This window comes from Pseudoxanthomonas spadix BD-a59, assembly GCF_000233915.3.
Taxonomy (GTDB): domain Bacteria; phylum Pseudomonadota; class Gammaproteobacteria; order Xanthomonadales; family Xanthomonadaceae; genus Pseudoxanthomonas_A; species Pseudoxanthomonas_A spadix.
This window is the reverse complement of record NC_016147.2, coordinates 1,828,348-1,854,578: the sequence shown is the minus strand read 5'-3', so window position 1 is coordinate 1,854,578 and position 26,231 is coordinate 1,828,348. Positions and strand designations below refer to the sequence as shown.

Genomic DNA, 26,231 nt, shown 5'->3' with positions numbered 1-26,231 from the left:
CGCGGCTCAGTCCTGCGCGGCGCGGAACGGCGAGCGCCCGACCAGCAGCTGCGCGTGTTCGCGCACCTCGGCGGTTTCTTGCGCGCACCAGCGGCGCAGGGCTTCGCGGAAACGCGCGTCGGCGATCCAGTGCCGGCTGCGCACGAAGGTCGGCAGGAATCCGCGCGCGATCTTGTGCACGCCTTGGGCACCGGGTTCGAAGCGGGCCAGGCCTTCGCGCAGGCAGTAGTCGATGCCCTGGTAGTAGCAAGTCTCGAAATGCAGACCGGGCAGGGTGGCATCGGCGCCCCAGTAGCGCCCGTAGAGGGTGTCGCCACCGCGCAGGCACAACGCACCGGCGACCGGCCGGCCTTCAAACTCGGCCAGGAACATCACCAGCGCGCGCGGCATGGACCGCGCCAGGTGGCGGATGAAATCCAGGGTCAGGGCCGGCGAATTGCCGTATTCGTGGAAAGTCTGCAGGTAGAAGCCATACATCGCATCCAGGTCGTCGTCGCTGGCCTGATCGCCATGCAGCACCCGGAAGCGCACCCCTGAGCGGGCCACCTTGGCCCGCTCCTGGCGGATGTTCTTGCGGTGCTTGTGGTCCATCGCACCCAGGAACGCGTCGAAGTCGTCCCAGCCGGCGGTGTTGTGCCATTGGTACTGCACGTCGGTGCGGGCCAGCCAGTCGGAACCGAAGTCGGCATCCTCGGCTTCAGTGTGGAAATTGACGTGGGCCGAGGACAGGCCGTGCCGGCGCACGTGGTCGGTCATCGCCGTCAGCAGCCCCTGGCGGCCCTCGGGCGTGGCGGCCAGCAGGCGCGGACCGGTCACCGGCGAATACGGCACCGCGCACAGCCACTTGGGGAAATAATCCTCGCCATGGCGTGCGTAGGCGTGCGCCCAGGCATGGTCGAACACGAACTCGCCATGGGAATTGGCCTTGAGGTAACCCGGCGCCGCCGCGACCAGGCGTTCGCCCTCCCAGACGCTCAGGTGCTGCGGGGTCCAGCCCCAGTCGGTGCGCAGGCAGCCGGTGCGCTCCAGGCCGGACAGGAAGGCGTGACGAATGAACGGGTTGCGCCCGTCATGCAGGGCGTCCCAGGCTTCGGGCGCAATCGAGGACAACGAGGACAGGAGACGGATCTGGCACATCGAACGGTGATGCTACGGGCTCGGCTCGCGCAGGTCGATGGTGATCGGCTTGAAACAGGCGAATCTGCAGCCGGCTCTGGCTCACGCGGGCAAGCCCTGCCAGGCCGAGCGTGTTGGAGCACGCGGCGTGCCTGGACGCCAAGCTTCGTCGGGCGGCCTCGACCCGCCAATGCCCGCCAGCATATTTCACCGCCCAACGCCAAGCTTTGTAGGGCGGGTCTTGACCCGCCACCGCGATACCGGTCGAACCACGAGCGGCGGGTCTTGACCCGCCACCCACTACTCCGGCCGCTCCGTAAGCGAAAGCGGCGGGTCGAGACCCGCCTTACGGCGATGCCGAGCTTTGTAGGGGCGGGCCTTCTGGCCCGCCACCGCAAAACCCCGCCGCGCATGCGTGCACATTCCATACATGACCACGGCCGAAAGCGGCGGGTCGAGACCCGCCCTACGCACCGCGCAACCCGGTGCCTCCATTGCTGCTCAGGTGCCCTTGTCGAGGAAGCGTTCGGCGTCCAGCGCGGCCATGCAGCCGAAGCCGGCCGAGGTGATGGCCTGGCGGTAGTGCTGGTCGGCCACGTCGCCGGCAGCGAAAACCCCCGGCACCGTGGTCTGGGTGGCGTTGCCGTCCAGGCCCGACTTGATGATCAGGTAGCCGTTGTTCATGGCCAGCTGGCCGTCGAACAGGCTGGTGTTGGGCGTATGGCCGATGGCCACGAAGAACCCGTGCACCACCAGGTCGCGGGTACTGCCGTCGAGCACCGACCTGACCCGCAGGCCGGTGACGCCGGCTTCGTCGCCCAGCACCTCCTCCACGGTGTGGTGCCAGACCGGCACGATCTTGCCGGTGTCAATCTTGGCCTGCAGCTTGTCCTGCATGATCTTCTCGGCGCGCAGGGTGTCGCGGCGGTGGATCAGGTAGACCCTGTTGGCGATGTTGGACAGGTACAGCGCCTCTTCCACGGCGGTGTTGCCGCCGCCGACCACGGCCACGTCCTGGTCGCGGTAGAAGAACCCATCGCAGGTGGCGCAGGCCGACACGCCGCGGCCCTTGAAGGCCTCTTCCGATTCCAGCCCCAGGTACCGGGCGGTGGCGCCGGTGGCGATGATCAGCGCGTCGCAGGTGTACTCGGCGCTGTCGCCGATCAGCCTGAACGGGCGCTGGGACAGGTCTGCGGTGTGGATGTGGTCGAAGATGACCTCGGTCTCGAAGCGTTCGGCATGGGCCTGCATGCGCGCCATCAGGTCCGGACCCATCAGGCCGTGGGCGTCGCCCGGCCAGTTGTCCACTTCGGTGGTGGTCATCAGCTGGCCGCCCTGCTGCAGGCCGGTGATCACCACCGGCTTGAGATTGGCGCGCGCGGCATAGACCGCAGCGGTCCAGCCGGCCGGGCCGGAGCCCAGGATCAACAGGCGGCTGTGCTTGGAAGTGCTCATGTATACTCAAAAAGTGGGGGTAAAAAGCGCGCAAGCCGATGCGTTCGGCCCGCTGCGGACGGTCCATAGAGTGGCTGCGCAGCCACGCCGAATCAAGGCGCGCCGATGGAATGCACCGGCCGCCGCCTGCTGGCCAGGGCGATTGCCGGCGGGACGGTCCACCGGCCGGCACGGCAGCTGACCTCGCTGAATTCCGCAGGCGATTCGTTTATTATCAAGTACTAACGAAATATTCCTGAGGTCTGATCCCAAGGTGGCAAAAGCGCTCCCGGAACGCGGCAAAGCCAAAGGCGCCCCTGCCGCGCGCCGCACCAGGCCGTCCTCCCCGCCCAATCCACGCCGCCAGCGGCTGTGGCGCGACCTGGCGCTGATCGTGATCGCGCCGGTGCTGCTGTACCTGCTGGCCTGCCTGTTCACCTATTCCCCGCAGGATCCCAGCTGGACCCAGGCCAGCAACCTGACCGCGCCGATCCACAACATGGGCGGCAAGGTCGGCGCGATCGTGGCCGACCTGCTGCTGGGCTTCTGTGGCTACATCGCCTTCCTGCTGCCGCTGATCCTGGGTGCAATCGCCTGGATCGCCCTGTTCGGCATGGACAAGGATGGCGATGGCGAATCCGATCTCGGTCCGGCACTGCGCCTGATCGGCATGGTGGGCTTCCTGATCTCCTCGACGGGGCTGCTCTACGTCCGCCATGTCTCGGCGACGGATTTCTCCGCGGGACCTGGCGGCATCCTGGGTCGCCTGGTCGGTCGTTCGCTGACCATGCTATTCGGCGAGCTGGGCGGCAACCTGTTCCTGCTGGTCCTGTTTCTGGTGTCGGTGACCCTGGGCACGGGGCTGTCCTGGTTCGCGCTGATGGAGCGGATCGGGCAGGGCGTGAGTGCCTTGCCGGGCCTGCTGCGCCGCAGCGGCAAGCAGGCCGAGGACTGGCAGAAAACCCGCGCCATGCGCGAGCAGCGCGAGGAAGTGCGCAAGGTCGATGCAGTCAAGCAGGCCAAACGCGAGCCGGTCAGGATCGAGCCGCCAGTCGCGCCGGTGGTGGAAAAGAGCGAGCGCGCCAAGCGCGAGACCCAGATCCCGCTGTTCCATGGCACCGGCGCCACTGCCGACGGCCTGCCGCCGCTGGCGTTGCTGGATGATCCCAAGCCGCAGGCCATGGGCTATTCCGAGGAAACCCTGGAAACCCTGTCGCGGCAGATCGAGTTCAAGCTCAAGGATTTCCGCATCGAGGTGCAGGTGGTCGGCGCCTATCCGGGCCCGGTGATCACCCGCTTCGAGCTGGAACCGGCACCGGGGGTGAAGGTCAGCCAGATCAGCTCGCTGGACAAGGACATCGCCCGTGGCCTGTCGGTCAAGGCGGTGCGCGTGGTCGATGTGATTCCGGGCAAGTCGGTGATCGGCCTGGAGATTCCCAACACCAGCCGCGAGATGATCTATCTGTCCGAGCTGCTGCGTTCCAAGGAATACGACAAGTCGGCCAGTCCGCTGACCCTGGCGCTGGGCAAGGGCATCGCCGGCCAGCCGACCGTGGCCGACCTGGCGCGCATGCCGCATCTGCTGGTGGCCGGCACCACCGGTTCGGGCAAGTCGGTGGCGGTCAACGCCATGGTCCTGAGCCTGCTGTACAAGGCCAGCCCGAAAGAGCTGCGGATGCTGATGATCGACCCGAAGATGCTGGAACTGAGCGTCTACGAGGGCATCCCGCACCTGCTGGCGCCGGTGGTCACCGACATGAAGGAGGCCGCCAACGGCCTGCGCTGGTGCGTGGCCGAGATGGAGCGCCGCTACAAGCTGATGAGCGCGGTGGGCGTGCGCAACCTGGCCGGCTTCAACAAGAAGGTCACCGACGCGCTCAACGCCGGCCAGCCGCTGATGGACCCGTTGTTCAAGCCCAACCCGGACCTGGACGAGATGCCGCGCCAGCTGGAGACGCTGCCGTTCATCGTGATCTTCATCGACGAATTCGCCGACATGATGATGATCGTCGGCAAGAAGGTCGAAGAACTCATCGCCCGCCTGGCGCAGAAGGCGCGCGCGGCCGGCATCCACCTGATCCTGGCCACCCAGCGCCCGTCGGTGGACGTGATCACCGGCCTGATCAAGGCCAACATCCCCACCCGGATCGCCTTCCAGGTCAGCTCCAAGATCGACTCGCGCACCATCCTGGACCAGTCCGGTGCCGAGACCCTGCTGGGCCATGGCGACATGCTGTACCTGCCGCCGGGCACCGCAATGCCCGACCGCGTGCATGGTGCATTCGTGTCCGACGAGGAAGTGCATCGGGTGGTCGAGCACCTCAAGGCCAGCGGACCGGTCGACTACCTCGAAGGGGTGCTGGAAGAAATGCAGTCGATGGGCGAGGGGGTCATGGTCGGCCCGACCGGCTTGCCCGAATCCAACGGCGGTGGCGGTGACGAATCCGACCCGCTGTACGACGAGGCGGTGAAGATCGTCACCGAGACCCGCCGGGCGTCGATCTCCGGCGTCCAGCGCCGGCTCAAGATCGGCTACAACCGCGCCGCGCGCCTGGTCGAGGCGATGGAAGCGGCCGGCGTGGTCAGCCCGCCCGAGCACAATGGCGACCGCAGCGTGCTGGCACCGCCGCCGCCGCGCTGATGGGCAAGCAAGATGGCTGCGCGCCGTATCAGGACCTGCAGGGTGGCTCCTGCGGCCAGAAGCTTCATGGCGAGCCATCCACGGTGCAGGCCAGCGCTGACCTTTCGCGGGCTGGGCGACGGCTGAATCCGCGCGCGGAGGCCCGCTGCCGGTCGCAGGCGGATTCAGACTGGACCGGTCACACTTGCCATATCGAAACATCAGGGGTTGCTGCATGATCCGCACGTTCAAACTGGCCGTCCTGGGCACCGCGCTGCTGGCCGGCACCGCGCTGGCCGGCGCCCGCGACGAACTGGCCACCTTCACCAACGGCCTGAGGGGCCTGGAGGGGCAGTTCACCCAGAAGGTCTTCAATCCCAACGGTGGCTTGAAGGAAAGCTCCAGCGGTCGGGTGGCGCTGTCGGTGCCGGATCTGTTCCGCTGGGAGTACGCCAAGCCCTATGAGCAGCTGATCGTGGCCGATGGCAAGAAGGTGTGGATCTACGACACCGACCTGGAGCAGGTCACCGTGCGTGAGCAGGGCAACGAGGCGCAGAACAGCCCGCTGGCCGCCTTGCTCAAGCCCAACGAGCTGGATGGCAGGTTCGATGTGTCCGAAGGCCCGGCCGAGCAGGGCCTGGACTGGATGACGCTCACCCCCAAGCGCAATGACTCGGCCAGCGGCTTCGAAGTGGCCAGGTTGGGCTTCGCCGACGGGCAGCTGGTGCAGATGGACGTGATCGATGCCACCGGCCAGCGCATCCAGGTGCATTTCGCCGGTTGGAAGCGCAACCCGGCCTTCGCCGCTGACACCTTCACCTACAAGCCCGCCCCGGGCGTGGACGTGGTCGGCGGCGGCTGATCGCCGCAGCCGTGGTGCCTGGCGTCGGGCCCGATAGAATGATGCCGTGGCCAGAGCAAAGACCCTTCCCGGCGACGCGCCGGACCTGCTGAGCGTGGACCGCAGCGCGATGCAGCCGCTGGCCGAGCGCATGCGCCCGCGCACGCTCGACCAGATGGTCGGCCAGCGCCGCCTGCTGGCACCGGGCAGCGCGCTGCGCCGCGCGGTCGAGTCGGGCCACGTGCATTCGATGATCCTGTGGGGGCCGCCGGGCTGCGGCAAGACCACCCTGGCGCTGCTGCTGGCGCGCTATGCCGATGCGCAGTTCAAGGCCATCTCCGCGGTGCTGTCCGGCCTGCCGGAGGTGCGCCAGGTGCTGGCCGAGGCCGCGCATCGGTTTGCCGAAGGCCGGCGCACGGTGCTGTTCGTCGACGAGGTGCACCGCTTCAACAAGGGCCAGCAGGATGCGTTTTTGCCGCACATCGAGCGCGGCACGATCCTGTTCGTTGGCGCCACCACCGAAAACCCTTCCTTCGAACTGAACTCGGCGCTGCTCTCGCGATGCCGCGTGCACGTGATGGAAGCGGTGGCCGCAACCGACATCGCCCAGGCGCTGCGCCACGCGCTGGAGGATGAAACGCGCGGGCTCGGTGGGCAGGGCCTGAAGGTGTCGGAACAGGCCCTGCTGCAGATCGCCGGCGCCGCCGACGGCGATGTGCGCCGCGCGCTGACCCTGCTGGAAATCGCCGCCGAACTGGCCCTTGATGAAGGCGGCCAGATCACCGAAGCCACCCTGGTGCAGGTACTGGCCGACCGTACGCGCCGCTTCGACAAGGGTGGCGAGCAGTTCTACGACCAGATCTCGGCGCTGCACAAGTCGGTGCGCAGCTCCAATCCCGATTCGGCGCTGTACTGGCTCACGCGCATGCTCGACGGCGGCTGCGACCGCGCCTACCTGGCACGGCGGCTGACACGCATGGCGATCGAGGACATCGGCCTGGCCGATCCACGCGCCCAGCAGATGGCGCTGGAAGCCTGGGACATCTACGAGCGCCTGGGCAGCCCGGAAGGCGAACTGGCCCTGGCCCAGCTGGTGCTGTACCTGGCCTCCACCGCCAAGTCCAACGCCGGCTACGCCGCCTTCAACCTGGCCAAGGCCGACGTGCGTGAGAGCGGCACCCAGGAAGTGCCGATGCATCTGCGCAACGCACCGACCAGATTGATGAAAGGCCTCGGCTACGGCGCCGGCTACCAGTACGACCACGAAGCCGAAGGCGGGATCGCGCTGGATCAGACCGGCTTCCCTGATGCACTGGGCGAGCGCGTGTACTACGCGCCGGTCGAGCGTGGCCTTGAGATCAAGCTCAAGCAGAAGCTCGATGCCTTGCGCGCCGCACGTGCGCAGGCGCGGGCCGAGAAAGGCAAGCCATGACCCCTGCCATCTGGTGGCAGCAGCTGGCGCTGGTGATGACCGGCGGCGCATTCGGCGCAGGCCTGCGGTTCTGGATCGGCGGGCAGATGCTGCGTCACTTCGGCAACGGCCTGCCTTACGGCACGCTGGCGGTGAACTTCATTGGCTCGCTGGCCGGCGGCTTCCTGGTGGTGTGGCTGGAAGACCGCGGCCAGGCGGCGCTGTACCTGCGCGCATTCTTGATCGTGGGCATCCTGGGCGGACTGACCACGTTCTCCTCGTTGATGATCGAAAGCCTGATCTTGGCGCGTGCGGGCCGCAGCATGGCGATGCTGACCAACCTGGGGACCAGCCTGATGGGCGGGCTGGTGCTGGTATTTGTGGGCGCCTGGCTGGCAGGGTTGATGCGGCCGCAAGGTTGATCGCTGAGTACAGCGCGTGGTCTGCCGGCCGCGCCGGCTCCTAGGAGTCTGTCGGGCTTTGGCGGTCGAGGCGAAAATTCGGCTGCGCGAGGACAGATTTTCGCCGATTCGCCGCCCCATAGTGGTTCTATGGGGCAAGAAGCGACGGAAATATGGACCGCACAGCCGGATTTGCAGCCCGGCCGGCCAAAGTCCGACAGGCTCCTAGCCCCTGCACCCAGCGGACCCTGCGACAGCGGGTTGGTATCACACGATTGCGCCGGCACCGCGCGAAGCTCCAACGCGCTGTGCCGACGCCCGTTCTTCCCTCGTGACACGAACGTCGCAGGCTCCCATGTCGTCCCGCGATGGCAGGCCATGCTCCGCAGCGCGCAGGCAGGGAACAGAAAGCCCCGCGCGCTGCGGATCACACGAGATCGGACAGGTCAGGTGCGCGCAGGGCACTTGGCCGGGCCACCTAAACAATCTTTCCGGAAGATCTAGAACATGTAGTTGTAGGCGAGGCCAATGCTGTCCTGGCCATGCTCGGCGCTGATTGGTGCGGAAGTATTTGGCAACCTGTCATTACCCATCTTTTTCTTGAAGGAACGGGTCCAGGCAAGATCCACCTTGCTCTTCGGCGAGAACTGGTAAGAAAAGCCCGCTGATCCAAACCGGGTCGTGATGCCAGGCGTGACCGCCAACAGAGTGTTGGATGGCAATGCCTGGGTCGTGAAACGGGCTCCCCCACGCAACGTCCACTTGCCGGTTTGGTAAGCGGCCCCGAGCGACAGAGCAGTCTGATCCTTGAAGTTCAAAGGCAATAAAATGTCGATATCGGCCCCATTATCCGCCACAAATCCAACATCGATGTTCTCCATGGCGTCCTTCCAGAAGATCCGGGAGATATCAGCGGCAACCATCCATTGCGCATTGATCTGGTGGCTGATGCCAAGGTTCAATTGTGCCGGTGTCTGGAAGTCTCGGATACTGACTTTCCCCTTGAGTGGAACCTGGCCAACCAGGGCGTCGACCGCCGTCAGGGTTGCGTCACCTTCCATGTCATCAATATGACTTTTGAAGGAGTACGCGCCACCCAGTGTCGTGTCTTGCGAGACCTTGTAGGTCAGTCCGATGCGACCGCCGATTCCCCATGCATCAGCACCACTGGCCACTGGCTGGTTCTTGATAAAGCCCAGATGCGCACCGCGCAGGTCAGGCAAGCCCCCGAGCACGGGTACCAGGCTACCGTCCGCCCGGCCCGACCCGATCAGCGAGCCGACCTGATCGGCGCCAAGCAGCAAGCCGAGGTTCAAGCCCTGCCAAATCGCATCGAGACTTGCCCCAACAGCCAGCTTGTCATTGACTTCGTAGCTGGCCGCAAAAGGAATATTCAGGGTCAGCAGGCGGCTGGCGTTGTCGAGCCCGGTATCAAGCCCGCCTGTGGCGCGGGAAAGAAAACTGTTGTTTCCATATTCTGTTCCCACCCCGCCCTGCGGAAAGAGACCAACACCAAACGTCCAAGGCCCACCGTGATAGGTATATGCCAACTGAGGCGCGGCATAGGGGCCGCGATTCTTTGAGTGAGTCTTGGAACGGGCGACCTCTCCTGTCTCGGTGTTCTTGATCAACAGGTCTGCAAAAATGACGTCTGCACCGAAATGAAAATCCGATCCTTCGGGCGTCATCGACAGTGTCGCCGGATTGATCAACATACCGGCGGCCCCCACATCGAACGCGGTGCCGGCACCGCCCATGGCCGCCGATATCGGTCCATGCCCCACGAACCGAAAGACGTCGCTGACCGCCCAAGCCGACTGTGATGCGATCGCCAGCAGCAGCCCGGTGGTAATCGGGGTGATTAATTTATTCTTCATCTATGTTCCCTCCCAGAAACGAAAATTTTAATTAACAGGAATATTCAGTTTGGCTGCCATGGCGATTCAGGACAGCAGCCAGGCCTTGCTATTTAATCATGCTTCAGGAAATCAATCACCAGGCGGTTGAACTCGTCGGCGTGCTCCCATTGCGCCCAGTGGCCACACTTGGAGAACACATGCAAACGTGCGTCGCCAAGGGTCCACAGCAGCTTCAGGCCGTGGTCGAGGGGGACGAAGCGGTCATCGCGTCCCCAAGTCACGAATGTCTTGGCCTTGATTTCTCCGAGCCTGGCAGACACGTCCCAGCTCGAGAGCGGCGCCTTTTGCGCGCTGATGAGGAAGTTCTTCAGGTGCTCCGGGTGACGCTGAATCGCTTCCCAGCGACCCTGCAGCAACTCCTCGGTGATGAGTGACTGGTCATACAAAAACACCTGGATCATCTGTTTCAGGGTTTCATAGGATGGCTCGGCGTACAGCTTGAACAGCAGCTTGATGCCTTCCATCGGCATCGGCGCGAACATGCTCGGACCCAGTCCGCCGGGTCCCATGAGGATCATTTTGCCGATACGCTCGGGGTATTCGAGAGCGAAGTTCAGGGCTGTGGCGCCCCCCATCGAGTTGCCGACCAAGTGCGCCCGGTCGATACCCAGCGCGTCCATCAGCCCCTTGACTGCACGGGCGTTGGCCAAGCCCCGCTGCTCCTCCACCACCACCGCGTCGGACTTGTTGAAGCCGGGCGAATCCTTCAGGATCACCCGGTAGCCAGCTTCGACGAAGGGGCCAATGTTGCGGTAATAATTGCTCCAGCCACCGGCGCCGGCGCCCCCGCCGTGCAGCATGATGACGGTTTCACCCTGACCGGCATCGTTGTAATGGATATTGAAATCCGAAAATCCTGCCTCATTGATTTTCACGGATTTACTGGTCGAACTTTCGGTAAGTGCTGTCATTTCTTGTCCTTCAGTGAATGGGATGGAGCCCATGGGGCAGGGCGCTAATATGCAGCGCGAAGTAAAAAATCATGCGGCGGGTAGGGGGGGATAGCAACGTCCAGGGCGCCCCAACGGCCGATAGGCTTTCAAGCAAGTTCGATGCGCCAAGGCAGCTGCACTGCGCCACCGGACAGCCAGCTTCTCAGCTCTGCCTTCTTGAGTTTTCCGTTCGTGGTCTTGGGTAGTTGATCCACAAACACCACGTGCTTCGGTGTTTCAGGGCGACTGAGCTTGCCTTGGCAGAAGTCGATGACTTCCTGCACCGTTACATCGGGCTGCGAAGGTTTTCGCACAACCACGGCAACGACAGCCTCGCCCCATTCCGGATGCGGCACGCCTACCACGGCGACCTCCTCCACCGCAGGGTGCTCGACGAGAATCGCCTCAACCGTGGTTGGAAATACTTTTACGGCGCCGGTGCTGATCAGGAATTTCTGACGATCCAGCAAATAGAGATAACCGCGCTCGTCAAGGCGCCCGATATCGTTGGTGCGTAACCAGCCATCTGGCATGGCTTCCGCCGTCGCCTCGGGCAGGTTTTTGTAGCCTTTCATCATCGTATTGCCGCGCAGCCAGATCTCGCCGGATTGACCGATCGGCACCGGTTGCCCCGACTCGTCACGAATCGTGCAGTCGTAGCTGGTTCCGATGCGACCCACCGACTTCAGCAAATCGATTTCATCGCGCAATGCGTGCTCGTGGTCGGCATCTGTCAAGTAACTGACCCAGCCCGCCGCGGTTTCGGTCATGCCATAGATCTGCAGCAGCTTGATGCCCTTGAAGGTCTCCCGGGCATCACGGATCAGTTTGGGTGTTGCCGGCGAAGAGCCGTACACCATCATGCGCAATGAGGACAGGTCATAGACGGGATTGCTTTGGATTTCAGCTATCGCGCGCTGGAGCATGGTCGGGACGTGGAACCCGGCCGTAATGCGAAAACGCTCGACATCACGCAGGTAGGCCTGCAATTGGTATCCGCCATCCGGAATGACGGTCGTCATTCCGTTGCCTAGTCCCAGCAAGTAGCACATGACGACGACCCAGGCCGAAGATCCTACCGCTCCCCAAACATCGTCTGGACAGAAGCCAAAATGACCCAATGACTGAATGATGCAATTGGCACCGCTCAGTTGCGGCAACATCACGCCCTTGGGCACACCGGTGGTGCCGGAGGTATAGCTGAAAAACAGGATGTCGTCGGGGGCCAACGTTGGCCAGTGGGGCTCACCCTCGGCCTTTGCCAGCAGGCTCTCGTAATCGTGCTCCAGGCCATGGCCTGCGCCGTAACCAATCAACGTGATGCCCAGTGTCTCCAGCTCGTCCATCCGACTGGCGACCAAGTCCCGGCAACGGGCATCCAACAACAGGAACTTGACCTCGCTGTCTTTCAGCACGTGCAGCATCTCGGGCCAGACGTATCCCGTATTGACCGCCACGCGTGGGGCCGCGATCTTCATGCAGGCAAAGAAGTGTTCATAGACCTCGATGCTCTCGGGCGCGAGGATGGCCACCGTTTGGCCCGGTCGGTGGCCAAGTTGCTGCAGCGCCACTCCAAACTGGTCTGATCGCTGGTCCATTTCGCGCCAGGTACGCGATCGTTCGCCGCAGTAGTAGGCGATCTTGGTCGGGAAGTTGTTCCCACAGCGCTTGACCAAATCTCTCGCAAACATAGATCATCACTCGCAAGTTTCAGTGTGTCTGGCTTGTTACCGTTGTCAGGTCGGTCGGAACACCAGACCTCGTCGGTCGAGATGCGCCTGGGTCGCCTGAGCCATGGCGACCCCTCAGGCATGAAGCCGTCAAGGTCGCCACCCCCTATGCCAGCTCGATCGTTGATGCTCTTGGCCGTCTCCTGCGTCTACGGTCCGCGGGCTTTTCGGCGTTTGGTCAAAGCGGTGATGTATCTGTTGCTGCCGAGCTTCATGCGGCTTCCTTCTTCGCAATCGCACGCTCACGCGCCATGGTCATGGCGGTGTCTTCGATCATGTCTTCCTGGCCGCCGACCATGCCGCGCCGTCCCAGCTCGACCAGGATGTCGCGCGCCGGCACGCCATACTTCTCACTGGCGCGTTTGGCAAACAGCAGGAAGCTGGAGTAGACCCCGGCATAGCCCAGCGTGAGCGAGTCGCGGTCGATGCGGATGACGTGGTCCATGATCGGCACCACCAGGTCTTCGGCCACGTCCTGGATCTTGAACACGTCCACTCCGGTTTCGATCCCCATACGCGCACAGACGGCGATGAACACCTCCATCGGCGTGTTGCCGGCGCCAGCGCCCAGGCCAGCGGCGGCGGCATCGATGCGGTTGGCGCCGGCCTCGATCGCAGCGATCGAGTTGGCCACCCCCATGGCCAGGTTGTGATGGCCATGAAAGCCCAATTCCGTCTCGGGCTTGAGCGCGGCGCGCACGGCGCTCAAACGCACTTTCACATCATCAGGCAGCATGTAGCCAGCCGAGTCGGTGACATAGATGCAGTTGGCGCCGTAGCCTTGCATCAACAGTGCCTGGCTCACCAGCTTTTCCGGGCTGGCCATGTGCGCCATCATCAGAAAGCCAACGGTATCCAGCCCCAGCTTGCGCGATTGGGTGATGTGCTGCTCGGACACATCGGCTTCGGTGCAGTGGGTGGCCACGCGGATGGTATTCACGCCCAGGTCCTTGGCCATCAACAGGTGTTCGACGGTGCCGATGCCGGGGAGCAGCAGGGCACTGACCTTGGCCTGCTTCATCAACGGAATCACGGCGCCCAGGTATTCCTCGTCGCTGTGCGCCGGGAAACCATAGTTGACCGAGGAGCCGCCCAGGCCGTCGCCGTGGGTGACTTCGATCAACGGCACGCCCGCGGCGTCCAGGCCGCAGGCAATGCTCTTCATCTGGTCCAGCGTCATCAGGTGGCGCTTGGGATGCATGCCGTCGCGCAGCGTCATGTCGTGAACGGTGATTTTCTTGCCTTTGAGGTTCATGGTGGTTCTCCTGCGTGATTCAGGCGTGGACGGGCTGGAGTGTCAGCTGCCCGGCGAGCATTTCTTCGGCAAACATCTCGGCGGTGCGGGCAGCGGCGGCGGTCATGATGTCGAGGTTGCCGGCGTACTTGGGCAGGTAGTCACCCAGGCCCTCGACCTCCAGGAAGACCGAGACACGCTTGCCGTCGAACACCGGACCGTTGACCAGTTTGTAGCCGGGCACGTACTTCTGCACCTCCTTGATCATGGCGTGGATCGACTCGGTGATCTTCTGCTGGTCCGGTTCGCTCTCCAGCAGGCAGTGCACGGTGTCGCGCATGATCAGCGGCGGCTCGGCCGGGTTGAGGATGATGATGGCCTTGCCCTTTTTCGCGCCACCAACTTTTTCCACGCCGCCGGCCGTGGTGCGGGTGAATTCGTCGATGTTCTTGCGCGTACCGGGCCCGGCCGACTTGCTCGACACGGTCGCGACGATTTCACCGTAGGCCACCGGCTGCACGCGGTTGACGGCAGCCACCATGGGGATGGTGGCCTGGCCCCCGCAGGTGACCATGTTGACGTTCATCTCGCCTTTGCCGACATGCTCCTTGAGGTTGACCGGCGGCACGCAGAAGGGGCCGATGGCCGCGGGCGTGAGATCGATCATGAGCGCCCCTTCGGCGTTCACCTTGCGGCTGTTCTCCGCATGGGCGTAAGCGCTGGTGGCGTCAAAGACGATCTGTACACCGTCGGCCTGCATGTGCGGCACCAGGCCGTCCACACCGTCAGAAGTGGTCTTGAGCCCCATCTCGCGGGCGCGCTTGAGACCGTCGGACTCGGGGTCGATGCCGACCATCCAGACCGGCTCCAGTACGGGGCTGCGCTGCAGCTTGGCCAGCAGGTCGGTGCCGATGTTGCCGGGTCCGATCACGGCGCATTTGATTTTATTGGTCATGTTCTCAGTTTCCGGAAGAGTCATTGGAATTGTACCGAGCAGTCGCCGATGCCGCCGACGCTGACGCGGAAGTGGTCTCCGGCCTGAGCCGGAAACATGGCAGCCAACGCGCCGGAGAGAATCACCTCGCCGGCTTTCAGGCCGATACCCAGGCGGCCCAGGGTGTTGGCCAGCCAGGCCACGGCATTGACCGGGGAGCCCAGGGCGGCCGCGCCGGCACCGGTCGCGATGATCTCCCCGTTTTTCTCGAGCACCATGCCACAGGTCTTCAGGTCGATCTTGCGTGGATCGGCGGCGGTGCTACCGAGTACGAACATGCCGCAGGAGGCGTTGTCGGCGACGGTGTCCTGGATCTTGATTTTCCAGTCGCGGATGCGCGAGTCGACGATCTCGAAGCAGGGCATGACAAAGTCGGTGGCCGCCAGCACGTCGGCGTTGGTAATGCCCGGGCCCATCAGGTCCTTTTTCAGGACAAAGGCGATCTCGCCTTCGGCTTTTGGCTGGATCAGGGAGGACATCGAGATGCTGCCGCCGTCGCTGACGATCATGCCGTCGAGCATATAGCCGAAGTCGGGCTGGTAGACGCCCAGCATGTTCATCACGGCCGCGCTGGTGACGCCGATTTTCTTGCCGACGACGCGCTCGCCGGCCTGCAGGCGGCGCGAGATCATGCGTTGCTGGATGTGGTAGGCGTCCTCGATGATGATGTCTGGATGGCGGCTGGTCAATGGCTCGACCACGGTGCGTGTGCACAGCGCGCTGTACAGCTCGTCACCCAGCGTTCCGATCAGTTCAGGGGTCATGGCGTTTCGGATCATTCCAGGACGGGGCGTTCATTGCTTTGAGGCAGCTCTCCCAGGCCCGCTTCCGCGCCCCGGGAAGGGCATCTTCACTCCTTGGTCAAGCCTTCGGCGCGAAGCGCAGACTGTACCGCTTCGCGGCCTCCGACACGGCCTTGGAAGGCCTGCAGCGCCGGCCAGGGCGAGAGATCAAGCTTGACATAGGCGCTCCAACCGAGCACGACAAACAGATAGATGTCGGCCACGCTCAATTGGTCACCCAGCAGATAGGGCGCATGCTCGAGCTGTCGCGCGACCTGCCCCAGGCGGGTGTTCAGGCTCTGCCGCACGGCGTTTTTCCAGTCGTCGCTGGACGCAGGGTTGAACAAGGGGCTGAAGCTCTTGTGCAGTTCGCTCGAGATGAAGTTCAGCCATTGCTGCAAGCGGTAGCGCTCGAAGCTGCCGTTGGTCGGCGCCAGCTGCTTGCCGGGCACCTGATCGGCCACGTATTGCACGATGGCGGGGCCCTCGGTCAGGGTACGGCCGTCGTCAAGCTGCAGGCAAGGCACGTACCCGGCCGGGTTGATCTCTAGGTAGTTCTGCCCGGAGGCAGTCTTCTTGCTTGCCAAGTCGACCTTTACCAGCTCGAAATCCAGGCCGGCCTCGCGCAATGCAATGTGCGGGGACAGCGAGCAGGCACCAGGACTGTAGTAAAGCTTCATGCAAGGACTCCAGGGGGGTAGCGGTTATTGTTCATGCTTTTTTGCGCGCCGGCTTGTGGCCCCACATGCTTGTGCTGTCATGCCGCACCACGGACCAGGAGCGGTCGACGGTCCGGGCACTCCATCCGTACTCGACCTCCAGTCCGGACGGAGTCGCTGCATAGAACGACACCATGTGGTCATTGGTGTGGCGTCCAAGCGTAGAGGTGATCAAGCCGTCCGCGTCAACGCGATCATATGCAAAACCGACGTCATCGAGCGAGGCGACTTCGAGCATGAAGTGATGAATGCGTTTTGGCAGCGGGAATGCCGCGATCGCCAGGGTATGGTGGCGTTCGTTGCAGTGCAGGAAATACGCAGGAACCGTCACGTCCGGCCCCAATTTCATGTGGATGACGTCAGACAACCGGAAGCCGAGCACGTCGGTATAAAACGCCAGCGCCTTGTCCGAATCCGGAACGCAGCGCACGAAGTGCCCCAGCCCTTGCTCGGCGGTCAGGAAACCCGACACGGCCGCACCAGGCAGGAACGGTTTTTCGAACAGCTCACTGGCGCCGTAATAAATTTCCAACGGCAGGCCAAACGGGTCGGCAAAAGTGATCAATCCCGTCACCCCGCGGCGCCTGGCAAGTGAGGCATCGCCGGTGGTGACTGCGATACCGGCCTGTTTGAGCTTGTCAGCCATCTGCGCCAGCCCTGCCGCATCGGCCACCTCGTAGCCTGCATAGGCCAGATCGTCAACCTCGCCCTGCTGCACGGCAATCCGCCAGGCTCTCGAATCGACGCGGAACAGGTCGCCGTTGTCGGTCGTGCCTGCATCCATCAAGCCCAGTTTCTGCGTCAGAAACGAACGCCAAGCAGCTACGTCGCTGACCGCAAACCCCATGTATCCCAAAGTTTTGATGCTCATTACTGTCTCCTTCGTCGATGCTCAGGGGTTGATATTCAGCTTTTCGAGCAGGTCATTACCCCCGGCACCCGAGAAGAATCCACGAACGCCCAAGCCACCGTCGTAGTTCAGCAAGGCCCCGGTCGCAGGCGCCGCATCGCCTCGCGTGGCAAAAAACACATAGGCCCCGGTGTACTCCTCGGCCTCAGGCATGCGGCCGATCGGAAGCACCGACTTGAGCATGTCGGCAAGCGGCACGGTCGAAATCGCCTTGCCGCCCATCCCCAGCGAGGAGGGGCCTCTCAGATCGCTATTGATGCCGCCCGGCCCCACCCCGTTGACGCGCACGTATGGCGCCAGCTCGAACGCCAGTTCACGCACCAGGCCCACAATGGCGTGCTTGGCTGCGGTGTAGAGAGGGCCTCCGCCATTGGGATAGAAGCCCGCATTGGAGATCGTGAAGATCACGTTGCCACGGCTGGCGACCAAGGCCGGCAGGCAGGCCTTCACTGCATGGATATAACCCTTGACATTGATGTGAAAGACCTCATCGAACGCGGCATCGAGGCTCTCTTCGGGCAGGTCGACCAAGGCCGTCGAGTAATCCCAAATGCCTGCATTGGGGATCAGGGTGTCGATTTTTCCGAACTTGGCCACGCAGCGGCTGGCCGCCTGCTTCTGATCTTCCAGTGAACGGACATCGCCGGTGACGCCAAGCACGTTGTCGCCATGATCGGTTTCCAGCTGTGCGAGACGCTCGGCCGACTTGTCCAGCACTGCCACTTTTGCGCCTTCGGCCACGAATCGGTCCACGAGCGCTCGCCCCAACCCGGAGGCGCCTCCCGTGATCAACACCACTTCGCCTGTCAATTTCATTCTCAAACTCCTGATTGTTAGACCGATTCGCCAGCCACGCGCATCAACTTGATTTGGCCTTGAGCAAATCCCGCAAATTTGAGCCGACATCCTGCAACTGCTCGGCTGAGACAGGAATCCGGGCGCCGACCAGTCGGGTCGCCACAGAAAATTCCCTGGTGGCATTGATCGCCGTCGCCGCTTCAACACAGCCGTCAAGCAACCTGAACAACACCAGTGGCTGGCCGGCCTGCGCATCGCCGCGCAGGATGATTTCCCCGGGCCCCTCGGCATCGCCAATCATCTGGATGCGGTGGCCCGCAATCTCCGTCCAGGAGCTCGGCACCTGCAGCGTCGGCACGGGCGCGCCCAACATGGCGCTGGCCGCGACTTCGGCCTCCATCTGGCTATTCAGGTAGGTCTCCAGCGAGCGCTGGCCACCTTGACGCAGCGGCCATGCGGCGACGTCACCGGCGGCGAACACCTCCGGGCAGGAGCTCGCGCCGGTGGCGTCGACCAGCACGCCGCGTGCGCAGGCGATGCCCGCCGCCCGCGCCAGCTCGTCCGCCGGCTCGGCGCCAATGCTGACCAGCACCACGTCGGCTGCCACCTGGCGCCCATCGGCGCAGACGACGGTGCGCACCTGACCCTCACCTTCGAAGCGCGAGGCCTGTGCATTGCGCTCCACCCGGACACCCATGCGTTCCAGTTCGGTTCGGCACCAGGACCCGGTTCGATGACCCAGTACACGCAGCAGCAACTCATCTCCTGCTTCCAGGATCGTGACATCGACGCCGACCTTGCGCGCGGTGGTCGCCACCTCGCAGCCGATCAGGCCTCCGCCGACGATGACCAGCGACTGGCCAGGGCGCAGCGCCCGTCGCAGCGCCTCGCTGTCGGCGAGGTCTCGCAGGGTGTGGATGCCAGCCAGGTCGCAACCCGGAATCGCCACGCGTCGCGGGCGCGCGCCGGTCGCCAGCAGCAGCCGATCGTAGGCCAGCGAGGCACCGGATTCGAACTGAATCTCGCGGTTGGCCACATCCAGGCCACTCACCCGTCGCCCGAGTTGCAGGTCCACGTCGGCCGATGCGTACCAGGAGGCGTCCAGGATTGCAGGCGGCTCGGGCTGCTCGCCCTTCAACACCGCCTTGGACAGTGTGGTTCGGTCATAAGCGTGCCGCGGTTCGTCCCCGACCAGGTGAAGGCGTCCGGTATACCCCTGGGCACGCAACGCGCGCGCAGCCGTCGCCCCGGCCAGGCCGGCGCCGATGATGGAGATGGCTTCGATCATGGCGTCAGATACCCCGCTTCGAAGTCGATCAGCACGTCATTTCCCTCGATGCGGATTGGAAATATCTTCAATGCCTCACAGGGCGGCGGCGATTTGACCTTGCCCGTGCGAACGCAAAACTTCCCCATGTGCAGTGAGCATTCCACCACGTCACCATCAAGGTAGCCGCCCTCGGACAGGGACCAGTCACCGTGGGTGCAGTGGTCCTGGGTCGCAAACAGTTCGCCATCCACATTGAAGATCGCGACGGGGGTGTCTCCACTTTCGACCTTCAGGGCTTCGCCTTCGGGCACATCGCTTCGCTCACAGACTTTGGTAAATTTCATATCGCTTTCATGTAGGGGTTCAAAGGAGTCAAATCGTCCGGGCGAACAGCCACGGGCCTGCCTGGGTGTGGCCGGATGTGACTGGTGGCGCAAGAGTCAATCAAGGTGCCATGGGCGATTTTAACGCAATGGCTCGCCAGGCATGCAGGCCCCAGCCAATCCACAGCACATGGATCACCAGCGTGACAAGCCCGAACCACAGGGCTTCGTGGCTCCACACGATGCTGTAAAAATCCCAGAGGCCATCGACAACTTCCGTTGCAATGACCACTGGAATGACGGCCCGATAGCGGCCCGGATCGCGGGCGCCCCACAAAGCGACCGCCCCGATGGCACCCAACTGGAGACCGATCACCGCCCAGGCATCCTGCAACAAGGTGAAGATCGGCGCGCCCACATGCAGTTCAACGCCTGGATACATGGTGCCGAACAAGCCCAGGGTGCTGAAGGGAAGCGTGCCAATGAGGTTGATGATGTAGAACACACCGATGGCGATCAAAAACAGCCTTGCTCTTCTCATGGCAGCGTCCTCCGTTCCGGCTGAGATGTGGCTTCTCGCTAGAAGAACTCGCTAGAAGAACATGCTCAGGTTGTTCGACAGCAAGGTGCTGGCGTCGAGCAGGATGGTGCGCCTGGCGATGCTGAAGCCAAGGTTGTTGTCGGCGCGGCGCAGCACGTCCCGGCGTTCGCCGGCGAAGATGTCGACCTGGCAGGATGAATGCGGAATTGACCTCGAAGGTATCCGGCGTGGCCGTCTCCTTGACGATGACATTGGAGATCAGGTGGCGGGTGCGGGAAGGCGGGTTTTCCGCCCAGCCCAGATCCGAGGTCACCTTGCGGATGCGCCCGTACATGGTTTCGTAGGTTTCGTCGAAATGGGCAAAATCCTGGTCGCCGGAATATTCCAGCTCGCCCTCCCGGATCATGCGGTTGGTGCGCAGCGGCATGAAGTAGCGGATGTCTTTGTCCAGCAGGGCAAACCAGGCCTCGTAGGCCCGGTGGTCAAGCAACTGCGCTTCGCGGTAGTAGAACTGTTCGATCTCGTTCTGCAGCTCAAGGGCCACGGTCTTGCTGGGCCATTCAAAGACCTTGTAGGAATGCGCGGATAGGTTGGTCATGATGGTTGTTCTCTGAGTCGATACCAGGGGGCGGAGCCTTGGTGCGCTGTGTATGCGCGCGCGTCCGGCTCCGCGATAAATGTCATCCGATTGAAACTCTGGCAATTGCCCCGCTCAGGGCTTGAGCGTGGCCCAGCTGGGCTCGGACATCATGCGCATCCAGTGGTGGTACATGCCCCGCGCCGCTTCTTCGGCGTAGACGTAGCCGACGTTGCCAGGAAAATCAGGGTGACCGGTCTGCGACCGACCCAGGCCCATCTGGGCATTGAGCGGCCGGCTCTTGGCCTTGTGCCCACGCAATACTTTCTGGATCTCGACCCAGTTCTCACCGTCGTCCTGCTCGAACACGCCCCCTGCAGAGAAGGTGCGGATGTTGTGCCGACGAAATTCTTCCTTGATCTCGGCCGGGGCATCGGCATCGACCAGGGTGAAGGCCCACACCTCGATTTCATTGGGACCACGCGGGTGCCAGGTCCGGATGGTGTTGATGCCGGGCAAGAAAGAGCAGGTTGGAAAGACCGTCATGTGCTGGCCGAACATGCGCAGGACCGGCATGGTGTGGCCCAGACGCTCTTGGGCGAGCTCGGCCGCCGGACCTTCGGTCCAGTATTGGGTGATCTTGGGACCCATTACCGCCATGAGCAGGCCCGGCTCATCGACAAACCAGCCCGAGCCGTGTCCGCCCCAGCTGGCGCGGAACTGGTTGCCCTTGGTGGGCACCTGTGCATGCGACAGGTCCATTTCCGGCGGCATGCCCGCCAGGATGCCGGACAGGTGGGACATGGTGCCGGCGTGGTACATGTCACTGCAGAACTGCTCGGCGGCAAACTTCCAGTTGCACGGAATGACCCACTTCTGCATGCCGCCGACCGCCTCGGTCCCGGCCGGCGTGCGGTCCAGCATGATGTCCATGTACGGACGGGCGTCACCGAGGTAGGTCTCCAGGTCGGGCGCCTGCGCATCCCAGTTGGCGAAGACCAGGCCCTTGTAGGTGGCCACGCGTGCCTGCAGCGGACCCCATTCGGCCTTGTCAAAGCCGCAGTCGCCTTCTTTCTTGTCGCAAAAGGCTTCCTTCTCGTACGGCACGTTCACCAGCTTGCCGGCGATGTCGTAGGCCCAGCCGTGATAGCTGCAGGTGAAGGCCTTGGCGTTGCCGGCGTCGGTGCGACAGATGCGCATGCCGCGGTGCCGGCACTGGTTCAGGAACACCTTGATGCTCTTGTCTGGCTGGCGCACCATGACCACCGGATCTTCACCCATGTAAGTCGTCATGAAGTCGCCGGTCTTGCGGATGTGACTCTCATGTCCGAGCAACAGCCAGGAGCGGGCAAAGACCCGCTCCAGCTCCAGTTCGTATAAACCCTGGTCGGCGTAAATGCGCGGGTCCAGCAGGCCTTTTTCCTGGTCGACCAGTGCCCGGATCGTCTCCGGCGTCCACTCAGGGATTCCCTTCACAGGGGATTCGTGTACTTCTTTCCTTTGATGGATATTCACAGGGGATTCCTGTAGTTCTTTGATCAAAGTATTCATGATTTAAATTCTCCGTTGAAGGCCCTTGGCAGGGCGGAAAAACACCAACATCTTCCATCACCCCGAAAAAAAGCTGCGGCGTCTGCATTCACCGCAACAAACCGAACTGCCGAACCACCGAAATTGATGATTCAATGTGCCCGCGCAACAACGCCGTGCAGCGCTCGGCATCACGTGCCAGCGCGCTGTCGCGAAGCGCCTGATGCTCTTCATGCACGTTTCTGGCAGGCTGGTTGTGTCTTGAGGTCAACCGGCGATAGCGCTCCATCTGCACATACAGGACCGACAGGAACCGCCGGGTCCAGACGGACGGACAAGCGGAAATCAGAGCCTCGTGAAAGTCACGGTTGACTGGCTCCCATTGGTTGAACAAGTGCACCGGATCGCGCATGGTGCGCTCCTCGATCAAGGACAGCCGGTGAAATGCACTGACCACCCGCGCCTCCCATTCAGCGTCGCCGTTGAGCACGCTTTGGCGCAGTGCCTCGCACTCCAGCGCGACCCGCGTGGCGGCCAGATCACGCATGTCGTCCAGGGACATCGGAGTCACATGGAATCCGCGCTGGGCCTGTGCCTGCACCAGATTGTCGGCCACCAGCAGGGAAAGTGCCTCGCGCACGGTCCCGCCGCTGACCTCGTAGCGCGACTTGAGATCCTCGATGGCCAGTCTGGATCCGGCCGCCAGTCGCCCCTCCACGATGTCTGCCCGCAGCCGCTGAAACGTTGCCTCGATCAGGCTTCGCCCACTCGCATTGGGCATCGGCGGCACATCGGCAAACGCCGGGTCGCCTCCCATGGTGACGCCGTTGGACGTTCTCGCATTCACCGCATTTCACGCCTGGTCATTACAGAACACTCCTGCGCCCGCACATCCTGCATCAGAGTCGGCAGCAGGTAGCCCGTTACAATTTCGATATTATTGTCGATATTCGACATCTGTCCGGGGAGCCTATACGGACCGTTCCGGGACAACAAGTTGCAGTGCAGCAAACCGTGTCGATTGAGGATAAGCGAGTTTGCCAGCCGAGCTCCCGTTGATGGCCGGACCGATCGCCGGCAACACCGGGGGCTCGCCGGGATCCTGCGCAAGGAGCGCGCCGGATCGAGCGTGACCGAAGGTTGCGTCCGGGTCCCACCACGGACACGCGGAGGCAGACGAGAACTGGGCAGGCCAACCCAGCGCCCGGGCAGAATCGATCAATGCCGGCCTCCAGGCGGCCAACGCCGCTGACCGCGCCTCCTGCGCCTTCGCCGATCCTGCGCACCATGGTCTACCTACTCAAGGGCGGCCTGGACTTGCCCAGGGCATCTGCGCGCCCGCATGGCGCGGTGCGCATCTTCTGTCATCCACACGGAAACGGATAGTCCCCGAAAAAAGTGAGTGCCGTTGTTCGATGTGAGCGCCGCCGTCACAGCCGGGCCAGGAAGCCACGCACTGCAGGGTCGAAGCGCTCGATATCCACCAGGAAGGCGTCATGGCCCTGCGGCGAGGGCAGCGGGACGAAGCTGCTGTCGGCGCCGCCGGCCTGCAGGCCCAGGGCGATCTGCTCCTGCTGCTGCAGCGGGAACAGGATGTCGGTGGTCGCGCCGATGGCCATCGCCTTTTCCAGCCTGATGCTGGCCAGGGCAGCCATCACATCATCTCCTTGCGTCCGGTCGTCGACATGCTTTTGGCCGGCATGCTCGGCCAGGTCGAACCAGTCCATCGACCGGCTCAGGTACAGATAGCAGTTGGGATCGAACTGGCGCACGAAGCGGCGCGCGTGGCCCTCCAGGTAGCTTTCGACCTGGAATTCCAGGCCGAAGGGGTCCTCGCCCGGGCGGTCGGACTCCAGACGCACGCGACCGAAGCGGCCATCCCATTCCAGTGCCGAGCGATAGGTGATCACCCCCAGCTTGCGCGCAATGCGCATGCCGCTCTCCGGATATGCCGCGTCGCTGTAGTGGCCGCCGTTCCACATCGGGTCCAGGCGGATCGCTTCGCGCTGCAGCGAGCGGATCGCAATCGAGAACGGCAACGCCTGAGCGCTGCCGGAGATGTTGATGTGGCAGCGCGCAATGCCCGGATGGGCGTGCAGCAGCGCCAGCGCGGTCATGCCGCCCATCGAGTTGCCGATCACGCACGCCAGCTGCCCGATGCCAAGCGCACGGACCACCTCGACCGCCGCTGCCGCGCCATCCTCTACCGACAATTCGGGAAACGACAGGCGGTAGAGATCGCCGGTGGCTGGATCGATCGAAGCCGGCCCGGTCGAGCCCTTGCAGCTGCCCAGCGAGTTCACGCAGACCACGAACCAGCGGTTGGTATCGATGGCCTTGCCCGGGCCGAGCATCGGCTCCCACCAGCCGGCGGCCGGGTTGTCGGCGTTGGCGGCGGCGTGTGCGTCGGGAGAGAGGCCGGTGACGATCAGGATGGCGTTGTCGCGCTGCGCGGCGAGCGTGCCCCAGGTCTCGTAGGCGATCCGCGCGCCATGCAGCGCGCCGCCGCGTTTCATGGGGAAGGGCGAGGACAGGGCGTGCCAGCGGGTGCCTGGCGGGATGAATTCGGTCATCCGGCCAGTTTAGCTTGCGGCCAGATCCAGGCGGTCACACCAGGTCGTGCGCGACCGGCAACGCAGCGTGCCGCGCAGGGCCGGGCCCGGCGGCGCTATCTGCCACCGATCACCAGCTTGACCGGATCCTTGGCCGGCAACTTCACCCGCACCGGCGCCGATTCCAGATCGCCCTCACCGCGCTGGGCGTTGCCGCTGGCCGACAGGCGCGCGATCAGTTCGACCTCCTTCAACGCGGAGAGCTTCATGGTCGGCATCGGGCTGTCGGTGTCGCCGAGGGTGATGCGCAGCGGCAGGTCCTGCAGGGTGTGCTTCTGTACGGCCACCGGCATCGGCGGGCCGCCGGCCTGGCGGGCGATGACAAACACGGTGGCGTCGCCGGACAGGTGCACGCCTGTGGCCAGGTCCGGGTCCAGCGATACCTCGACGTTCACGCCGGCACTGGCGGGTGCGGCGGCGGGCGTGTCGGCTTGCAGCGGCGGCTGTCCGGCTTCGGTGCGGGCGGCATTGATCTGCGCGCGCAGGCTGTTGGCGGTGCTGGCATCGACCTGGGTCAGCAGCGGCTCCCAGGTCGCGGCGGCCTGCGCGGGCTGGCCGCGCTGGCGCTGGGCCACCCCCAGGAACCAGCGCGCGCGCTGATGGCTGGGCTGCAGCGCAAGTGCGCGTTCGAGCATGGTCACGGCTTCCTGGTCCAGGCTCCGCTGCGGATCGGCCAGACTGCGCGACTGCGCGGCTTCGACCAGTGCGTCGGGGTCATCGGGCAGCAACCGGGCGGCGCGGGCGAAGGCATCGCGCGCTTGCTCGGGCTTGCCTTGCGCTGCCAGCGCGCGGCCCAGCAACTGCCAGCCTTCGGCCGCCTGCGGGTTGCGCTGCAGTTCGTCCTGCAGGCGGGCGATGGCGGCATCCATCGTGGCCGGCGCCTGGGTGGCGTGCGGCTGCAGTGCCTGCGGCGTCCCCACCAGCCGGTACAGCGCAAGGCTGCACACCCCCAGCGCGACCAGCAGCCCGCCAGCGGCGCGCGGCGCGCGGCGCCACAATGGCCACAGCGCGCCGCCCAGCACCAGCAGGCCGAGCAATACCGCCGCCACGACGAAACTGGCCATCACCATTCCTGTCCGTCATCGGCGCCCGGCAGCGCGCGTGCGCTGCGCCGGCGCACCACCCGCCACACCACCAGCGCGCCGCCTGCCAGCAGCAGGAGCGGGCCGAACCACAGCAGCCAGGTGTTGCGTTGGACCTGCGGACGGTAGAGCACGAACTCGCCGTAGCGCTCCACCAGGTAGCTCTTGATCTGCGCGTCGCTGCGGCCCGACTGCATCAGCTGCAGGACCTCGCGGCGCAGGTCTTGAGCGATCTGCGCGTTGGAGTCGGCCAGCGACTGGTTCTGGCACATCACGCAGCGCAGTTCGTGGGTGAGCGCATTGAACCGGGCTTCCTCGGCGGCATCCCGGAAGTTCAGCGGCGTGGGGTCGCTGACCTGGGCCAGGACGTGGCCGGCGATGAGCAGGGTAAAGATGCACAACACGCCGCGCAGCCAGGCCACGCGCCTGTGCCTGCCGGGCGCGGCGCTTGCTCT

The 26,231-nt window shown here is 64.0% G+C and carries 24 protein-coding genes; 4 read left to right on the top strand and 20 right to left on the bottom strand.

The window, feature by feature from the left end:
• Window positions 1-6: 6 nt before the first annotated feature.
• Together DSC_RS08285 and trxB are read right to left on the bottom strand one after the other, a co-directional pair.
• The gene (locus DSC_RS08285; RefSeq protein WP_014160709.1) at window positions 7-1,137 is read right to left on the bottom strand and encodes a GNAT family N-acetyltransferase; all 1,131 of its coding nucleotides are present in this window, start codon (window positions 1,135-1,137) and stop codon (window positions 7-9) included.
• 480 nt (window positions 1,138-1,617) lie between these two features.
• The gene (gene trxB / locus DSC_RS08280; RefSeq protein WP_014160708.1) at window positions 1,618-2,571 is read right to left on the bottom strand and encodes a thioredoxin-disulfide reductase; all 954 of its coding nucleotides are present in this window, start codon (window positions 2,569-2,571) and stop codon (window positions 1,618-1,620) included.
• Between the two features lie 253 nt (window positions 2,572-2,824).
• Here trxB and DSC_RS08275 point away from each other — a divergent pair, with 253 nt between their 5' ends.
• From DSC_RS08275 to crcB, 4 genes are all read left to right on the top strand, one after another.
• On the top strand, window positions 2,825-5,191 hold the full coding sequence (locus tag DSC_RS08275) for a DNA translocase FtsK (RefSeq protein ID WP_014160706.1): 2,367 nt from the start codon (window positions 2,825-2,827) through the stop codon (window positions 5,189-5,191).
• A gap of 214 nt (window positions 5,192-5,405) precedes the next feature.
• Window positions 5,406-6,032: an outer membrane lipoprotein periplasmic chaperone LolA gene (gene lolA / locus DSC_RS08270; protein ID WP_014160705.1), complete on the top strand. Its 627-nt coding sequence runs from the start codon at window positions 5,406-5,408 to the stop codon at window positions 6,030-6,032.
• A 109-nt stretch (window positions 6,033-6,141) separates the two neighbouring features.
• Complete coding sequence (locus DSC_RS08265; RefSeq protein WP_148268194.1) at window positions 6,142-7,443, top strand: replication-associated recombination protein A; 1,302 nt, start codon at window positions 6,142-6,144, stop codon at window positions 7,441-7,443.
• Window positions 7,440-7,844 carry a fluoride efflux transporter CrcB gene (gene crcB, locus DSC_RS08260; protein ID WP_014160703.1) on the top strand — a complete coding sequence of 135 codons (405 nt, stop codon included), beginning with the start codon at window positions 7,440-7,442 and terminating at the stop codon, window positions 7,842-7,844. Before DSC_RS08265 ends, crcB begins: the two co-directional genes overlap by 4 nt.
• A gap of 479 nt (window positions 7,845-8,323) precedes the next feature.
• Here the strand turns inward: crcB and DSC_RS08255 are convergent, their stop codons facing one another.
• The 18 genes from DSC_RS08255 to DSC_RS08170 form a co-directional block, all read right to left on the bottom strand.
• On the bottom strand, window positions 8,324-9,700 hold the full coding sequence (locus DSC_RS08255; protein ID WP_014160702.1) for an OmpP1/FadL family transporter: 1,377 nt from the start codon (window positions 9,698-9,700) through the stop codon (window positions 8,324-8,326).
• Between the two features lie 92 nt (window positions 9,701-9,792).
• Entirely contained in the window at window positions 9,793-10,653 is an 861-nt protein-coding gene (bphD, locus tag DSC_RS08250; protein WP_043290490.1) for a 2-hydroxy-6-oxo-6-phenylhexa-2,4-dienoate hydrolase, read from the bottom strand.
• Between the two features lie 128 nt (window positions 10,654-10,781).
• Window positions 10,782-12,365 carry a class I adenylate-forming enzyme family protein gene (locus DSC_RS08245; protein ID WP_014160700.1) on the bottom strand — a complete coding sequence of 528 codons (1,584 nt, stop codon included), beginning with the start codon at window positions 12,363-12,365 and terminating at the stop codon, window positions 10,782-10,784.
• Between the two features lie 250 nt (window positions 12,366-12,615).
• The gene (gene bphI / locus DSC_RS08240) at window positions 12,616-13,659 is read right to left on the bottom strand and encodes a 4-hydroxy-2-oxovalerate aldolase BphI (protein WP_014160699.1); all 1,044 of its coding nucleotides are present in this window, start codon (window positions 13,657-13,659) and stop codon (window positions 12,616-12,618) included.
• A gap of 19 nt (window positions 13,660-13,678) precedes the next feature.
• Entirely contained in the window at window positions 13,679-14,593 is a 915-nt protein-coding gene (gene bphJ, locus DSC_RS08235) for an acetaldehyde dehydrogenase BphJ (RefSeq protein WP_014160698.1), read from the bottom strand.
• A gap of 20 nt (window positions 14,594-14,613) precedes the next feature.
• Window positions 14,614-15,396 (bottom strand): 2-oxopent-4-enoate hydratase, encoded by a 783-nt coding sequence (gene dmpE, locus DSC_RS08230; RefSeq protein WP_014160697.1) that lies wholly within the window; start codon window positions 15,394-15,396, stop codon window positions 14,614-14,616.
• 86 nt (window positions 15,397-15,482) lie between these two features.
• Window positions 15,483-16,094, bottom strand: a complete 612-nt coding sequence (gstA, locus tag DSC_RS08225; protein ID WP_014160696.1) for a glutathione transferase GstA — start codon at window positions 16,092-16,094, stop codon at window positions 15,483-15,485.
• Window positions 16,095-16,125: 31 nt separating this feature from the next.
• Window positions 16,126-17,004: a biphenyl-2,3-diol 1,2-dioxygenase gene (gene bphC / locus DSC_RS08220; protein WP_014160695.1), complete on the bottom strand. Its 879-nt coding sequence runs from the start codon at window positions 17,002-17,004 to the stop codon at window positions 16,126-16,128.
• Window positions 17,005-17,025: 21 nt separating this feature from the next.
• Window positions 17,026-17,859: a cis-2,3-dihydrobiphenyl-2,3-diol dehydrogenase gene (gene bphB / locus DSC_RS08215; protein ID WP_014160694.1), complete on the bottom strand. Its 834-nt coding sequence runs from the start codon at window positions 17,857-17,859 to the stop codon at window positions 17,026-17,028.
• 43 nt (window positions 17,860-17,902) lie between these two features.
• A complete protein-coding gene (locus tag DSC_RS08210; RefSeq protein WP_014160693.1) occupies window positions 17,903-19,129 on the bottom strand; it encodes an NAD(P)/FAD-dependent oxidoreductase in 1,227 nt (408 codons plus the stop codon).
• A complete protein-coding gene (locus DSC_RS08205) occupies window positions 19,126-19,455 on the bottom strand; it encodes a non-heme iron oxygenase ferredoxin subunit (protein WP_014160692.1) in 330 nt (109 codons plus the stop codon). Before DSC_RS08205 ends, DSC_RS08210 begins: the two co-directional genes overlap by 4 nt.
• Window positions 19,456-19,555: 100 nt before the next feature.
• The gene (locus tag DSC_RS08200; protein ID WP_043290487.1) at window positions 19,556-19,975 is read right to left on the bottom strand and encodes a BphX family protein; all 420 of its coding nucleotides are present in this window, start codon (window positions 19,973-19,975) and stop codon (window positions 19,556-19,558) included.
• Window positions 19,860-20,573 carry an aromatic-ring-hydroxylating dioxygenase subunit beta gene (locus DSC_RS08195; RefSeq protein ID WP_202944875.1) on the bottom strand — a complete coding sequence of 238 codons (714 nt, stop codon included), beginning with the start codon at window positions 20,571-20,573 and terminating at the stop codon, window positions 19,860-19,862. The genes DSC_RS08200 and DSC_RS08195 overlap by 116 nt, the downstream gene beginning before the upstream one ends.
• 114 nt (window positions 20,574-20,687) lie before the next feature.
• Window positions 20,688-22,028, bottom strand: coding sequence for an aromatic ring-hydroxylating dioxygenase subunit alpha (locus DSC_RS08190; RefSeq protein ID WP_014160690.1), 1,341 nt, complete (start codon window positions 22,026-22,028; stop codon window positions 20,688-20,690).
• 163 nt (window positions 22,029-22,191) lie between these two features.
• A complete protein-coding gene (locus DSC_RS08185) occupies window positions 22,192-22,899 on the bottom strand; it encodes a GntR family transcriptional regulator (protein WP_014160689.1) in 708 nt (235 codons plus the stop codon).
• A gap of 613 nt (window positions 22,900-23,512) precedes the next feature.
• The gene (gene metX / locus DSC_RS08180) at window positions 23,513-24,655 is read right to left on the bottom strand and encodes a homoserine O-acetyltransferase MetX (protein ID WP_014160688.1); all 1,143 of its coding nucleotides are present in this window, start codon (window positions 24,653-24,655) and stop codon (window positions 23,513-23,515) included.
• A gap of 95 nt (window positions 24,656-24,750) precedes the next feature.
• Window positions 24,751-25,758, bottom strand: a complete 1,008-nt coding sequence (locus DSC_RS08175; protein ID WP_043291138.1) for a tetratricopeptide repeat protein — start codon at window positions 25,756-25,758, stop codon at window positions 24,751-24,753.
• Window positions 25,758-26,198, bottom strand: coding sequence for a cytochrome c-type biogenesis protein (locus DSC_RS08170; RefSeq protein WP_014160686.1), 441 nt, complete (start codon window positions 26,196-26,198; stop codon window positions 25,758-25,760). Before DSC_RS08170 ends, DSC_RS08175 begins: the two co-directional genes overlap by 1 nt.
• Between the last annotated feature and the right edge of the window lie 33 nt (window positions 26,199-26,231).

What these genes read in the sequence shown, in the direction of transcription:
- DSC_RS08285 (WP_014160709.1), bottom strand. Translation starts at nt 1,137, where the DNA reads ATGTGCCAGATCCGTCTCCTGTCCTCGTTGTCCTCGATTGCGCCCGAA.
- trxB (WP_014160708.1), bottom strand. Translation starts at nt 2,571, where the DNA reads ATGAGCACTTCCAAGCACAGCCGCCTGTTGATCCTGGGCTCCGGCCCG.
- lolA (WP_014160705.1), top strand. Translation starts at nt 5,406, where the DNA reads ATGATCCGCACGTTCAAACTGGCCGTCCTGGGCACCGCGCTGCTGGCC.
- DSC_RS08265 (WP_148268194.1), top strand. Translation starts at nt 6,142, where the DNA reads ATGCAGCCGCTGGCCGAGCGCATGCGCCCGCGCACGCTCGACCAGATG.
- crcB (WP_014160703.1), top strand. Translation starts at nt 7,440, where the DNA reads ATGACCCCTGCCATCTGGTGGCAGCAGCTGGCGCTGGTGATGACCGGC.
- DSC_RS08255 (WP_014160702.1), bottom strand. Translation starts at nt 9,700, where the DNA reads ATGAAGAATAAATTAATCACCCCGATTACCACCGGGCTGCTGCTGGCG.
- bphD (WP_043290490.1), bottom strand. Translation starts at nt 10,653, where the DNA reads ATGACAGCACTTACCGAAAGTTCGACCAGTAAATCCGTGAAAATCAAT.
- DSC_RS08245 (WP_014160700.1), bottom strand. Translation starts at nt 12,365, where the DNA reads ATGTTTGCGAGAGATTTGGTCAAGCGCTGTGGGAACAACTTCCCGACC.
- bphI (WP_014160699.1), bottom strand. Translation starts at nt 13,659, where the DNA reads ATGAACCTCAAAGGCAAGAAAATCACCGTTCACGACATGACGCTGCGC.
- bphJ (WP_014160698.1), bottom strand. Translation starts at nt 14,593, where the DNA reads ATGACCAATAAAATCAAATGCGCCGTGATCGGACCCGGCAACATCGGC.
- dmpE (WP_014160697.1), bottom strand. Translation starts at nt 15,396, where the DNA reads ATGACCCCTGAACTGATCGGAACGCTGGGTGACGAGCTGTACAGCGCG.
- gstA (WP_014160696.1), bottom strand. Translation starts at nt 16,094, where the DNA reads ATGAAGCTTTACTACAGTCCTGGTGCCTGCTCGCTGTCCCCGCACATT.
- bphC (WP_014160695.1), bottom strand. Translation starts at nt 17,004, where the DNA reads ATGAGCATCAAAACTTTGGGATACATGGGGTTTGCGGTCAGCGACGTA.
- bphB (WP_014160694.1), bottom strand. Translation starts at nt 17,859, where the DNA reads ATGAAATTGACAGGCGAAGTGGTGTTGATCACGGGAGGCGCCTCCGGG.
- DSC_RS08210 (WP_014160693.1), bottom strand. Translation starts at nt 19,129, where the DNA reads ATGATCGAAGCCATCTCCATCATCGGCGCCGGCCTGGCCGGGGCGACG.
- DSC_RS08205 (WP_014160692.1), bottom strand. Translation starts at nt 19,455, where the DNA reads ATGAAATTTACCAAAGTCTGTGAGCGAAGCGATGTGCCCGAAGGCGAA.
- DSC_RS08200 (WP_043290487.1), bottom strand. Translation starts at nt 19,975, where the DNA reads ATGAGAAGAGCAAGGCTGTTTTTGATCGCCATCGGTGTGTTCTACATC.
- DSC_RS08195 (WP_202944875.1), bottom strand. Translation starts at nt 20,573, where the DNA reads ATGACCAACCTATCCGCGCATTCCTACAAGGTCTTTGAATGGCCCAGC.
- DSC_RS08185 (WP_014160689.1), bottom strand. Translation starts at nt 22,899, where the DNA reads ATGGGAGGCGACCCGGCGTTTGCCGATGTGCCGCCGATGCCCAATGCG.
- metX (WP_014160688.1), bottom strand. Translation starts at nt 24,655, where the DNA reads ATGACCGAATTCATCCCGCCAGGCACCCGCTGGCACGCCCTGTCCTCG.
- DSC_RS08175 (WP_043291138.1), bottom strand. Translation starts at nt 25,758, where the DNA reads ATGGCCAGTTTCGTCGTGGCGGCGGTATTGCTCGGCCTGCTGGTGCTG.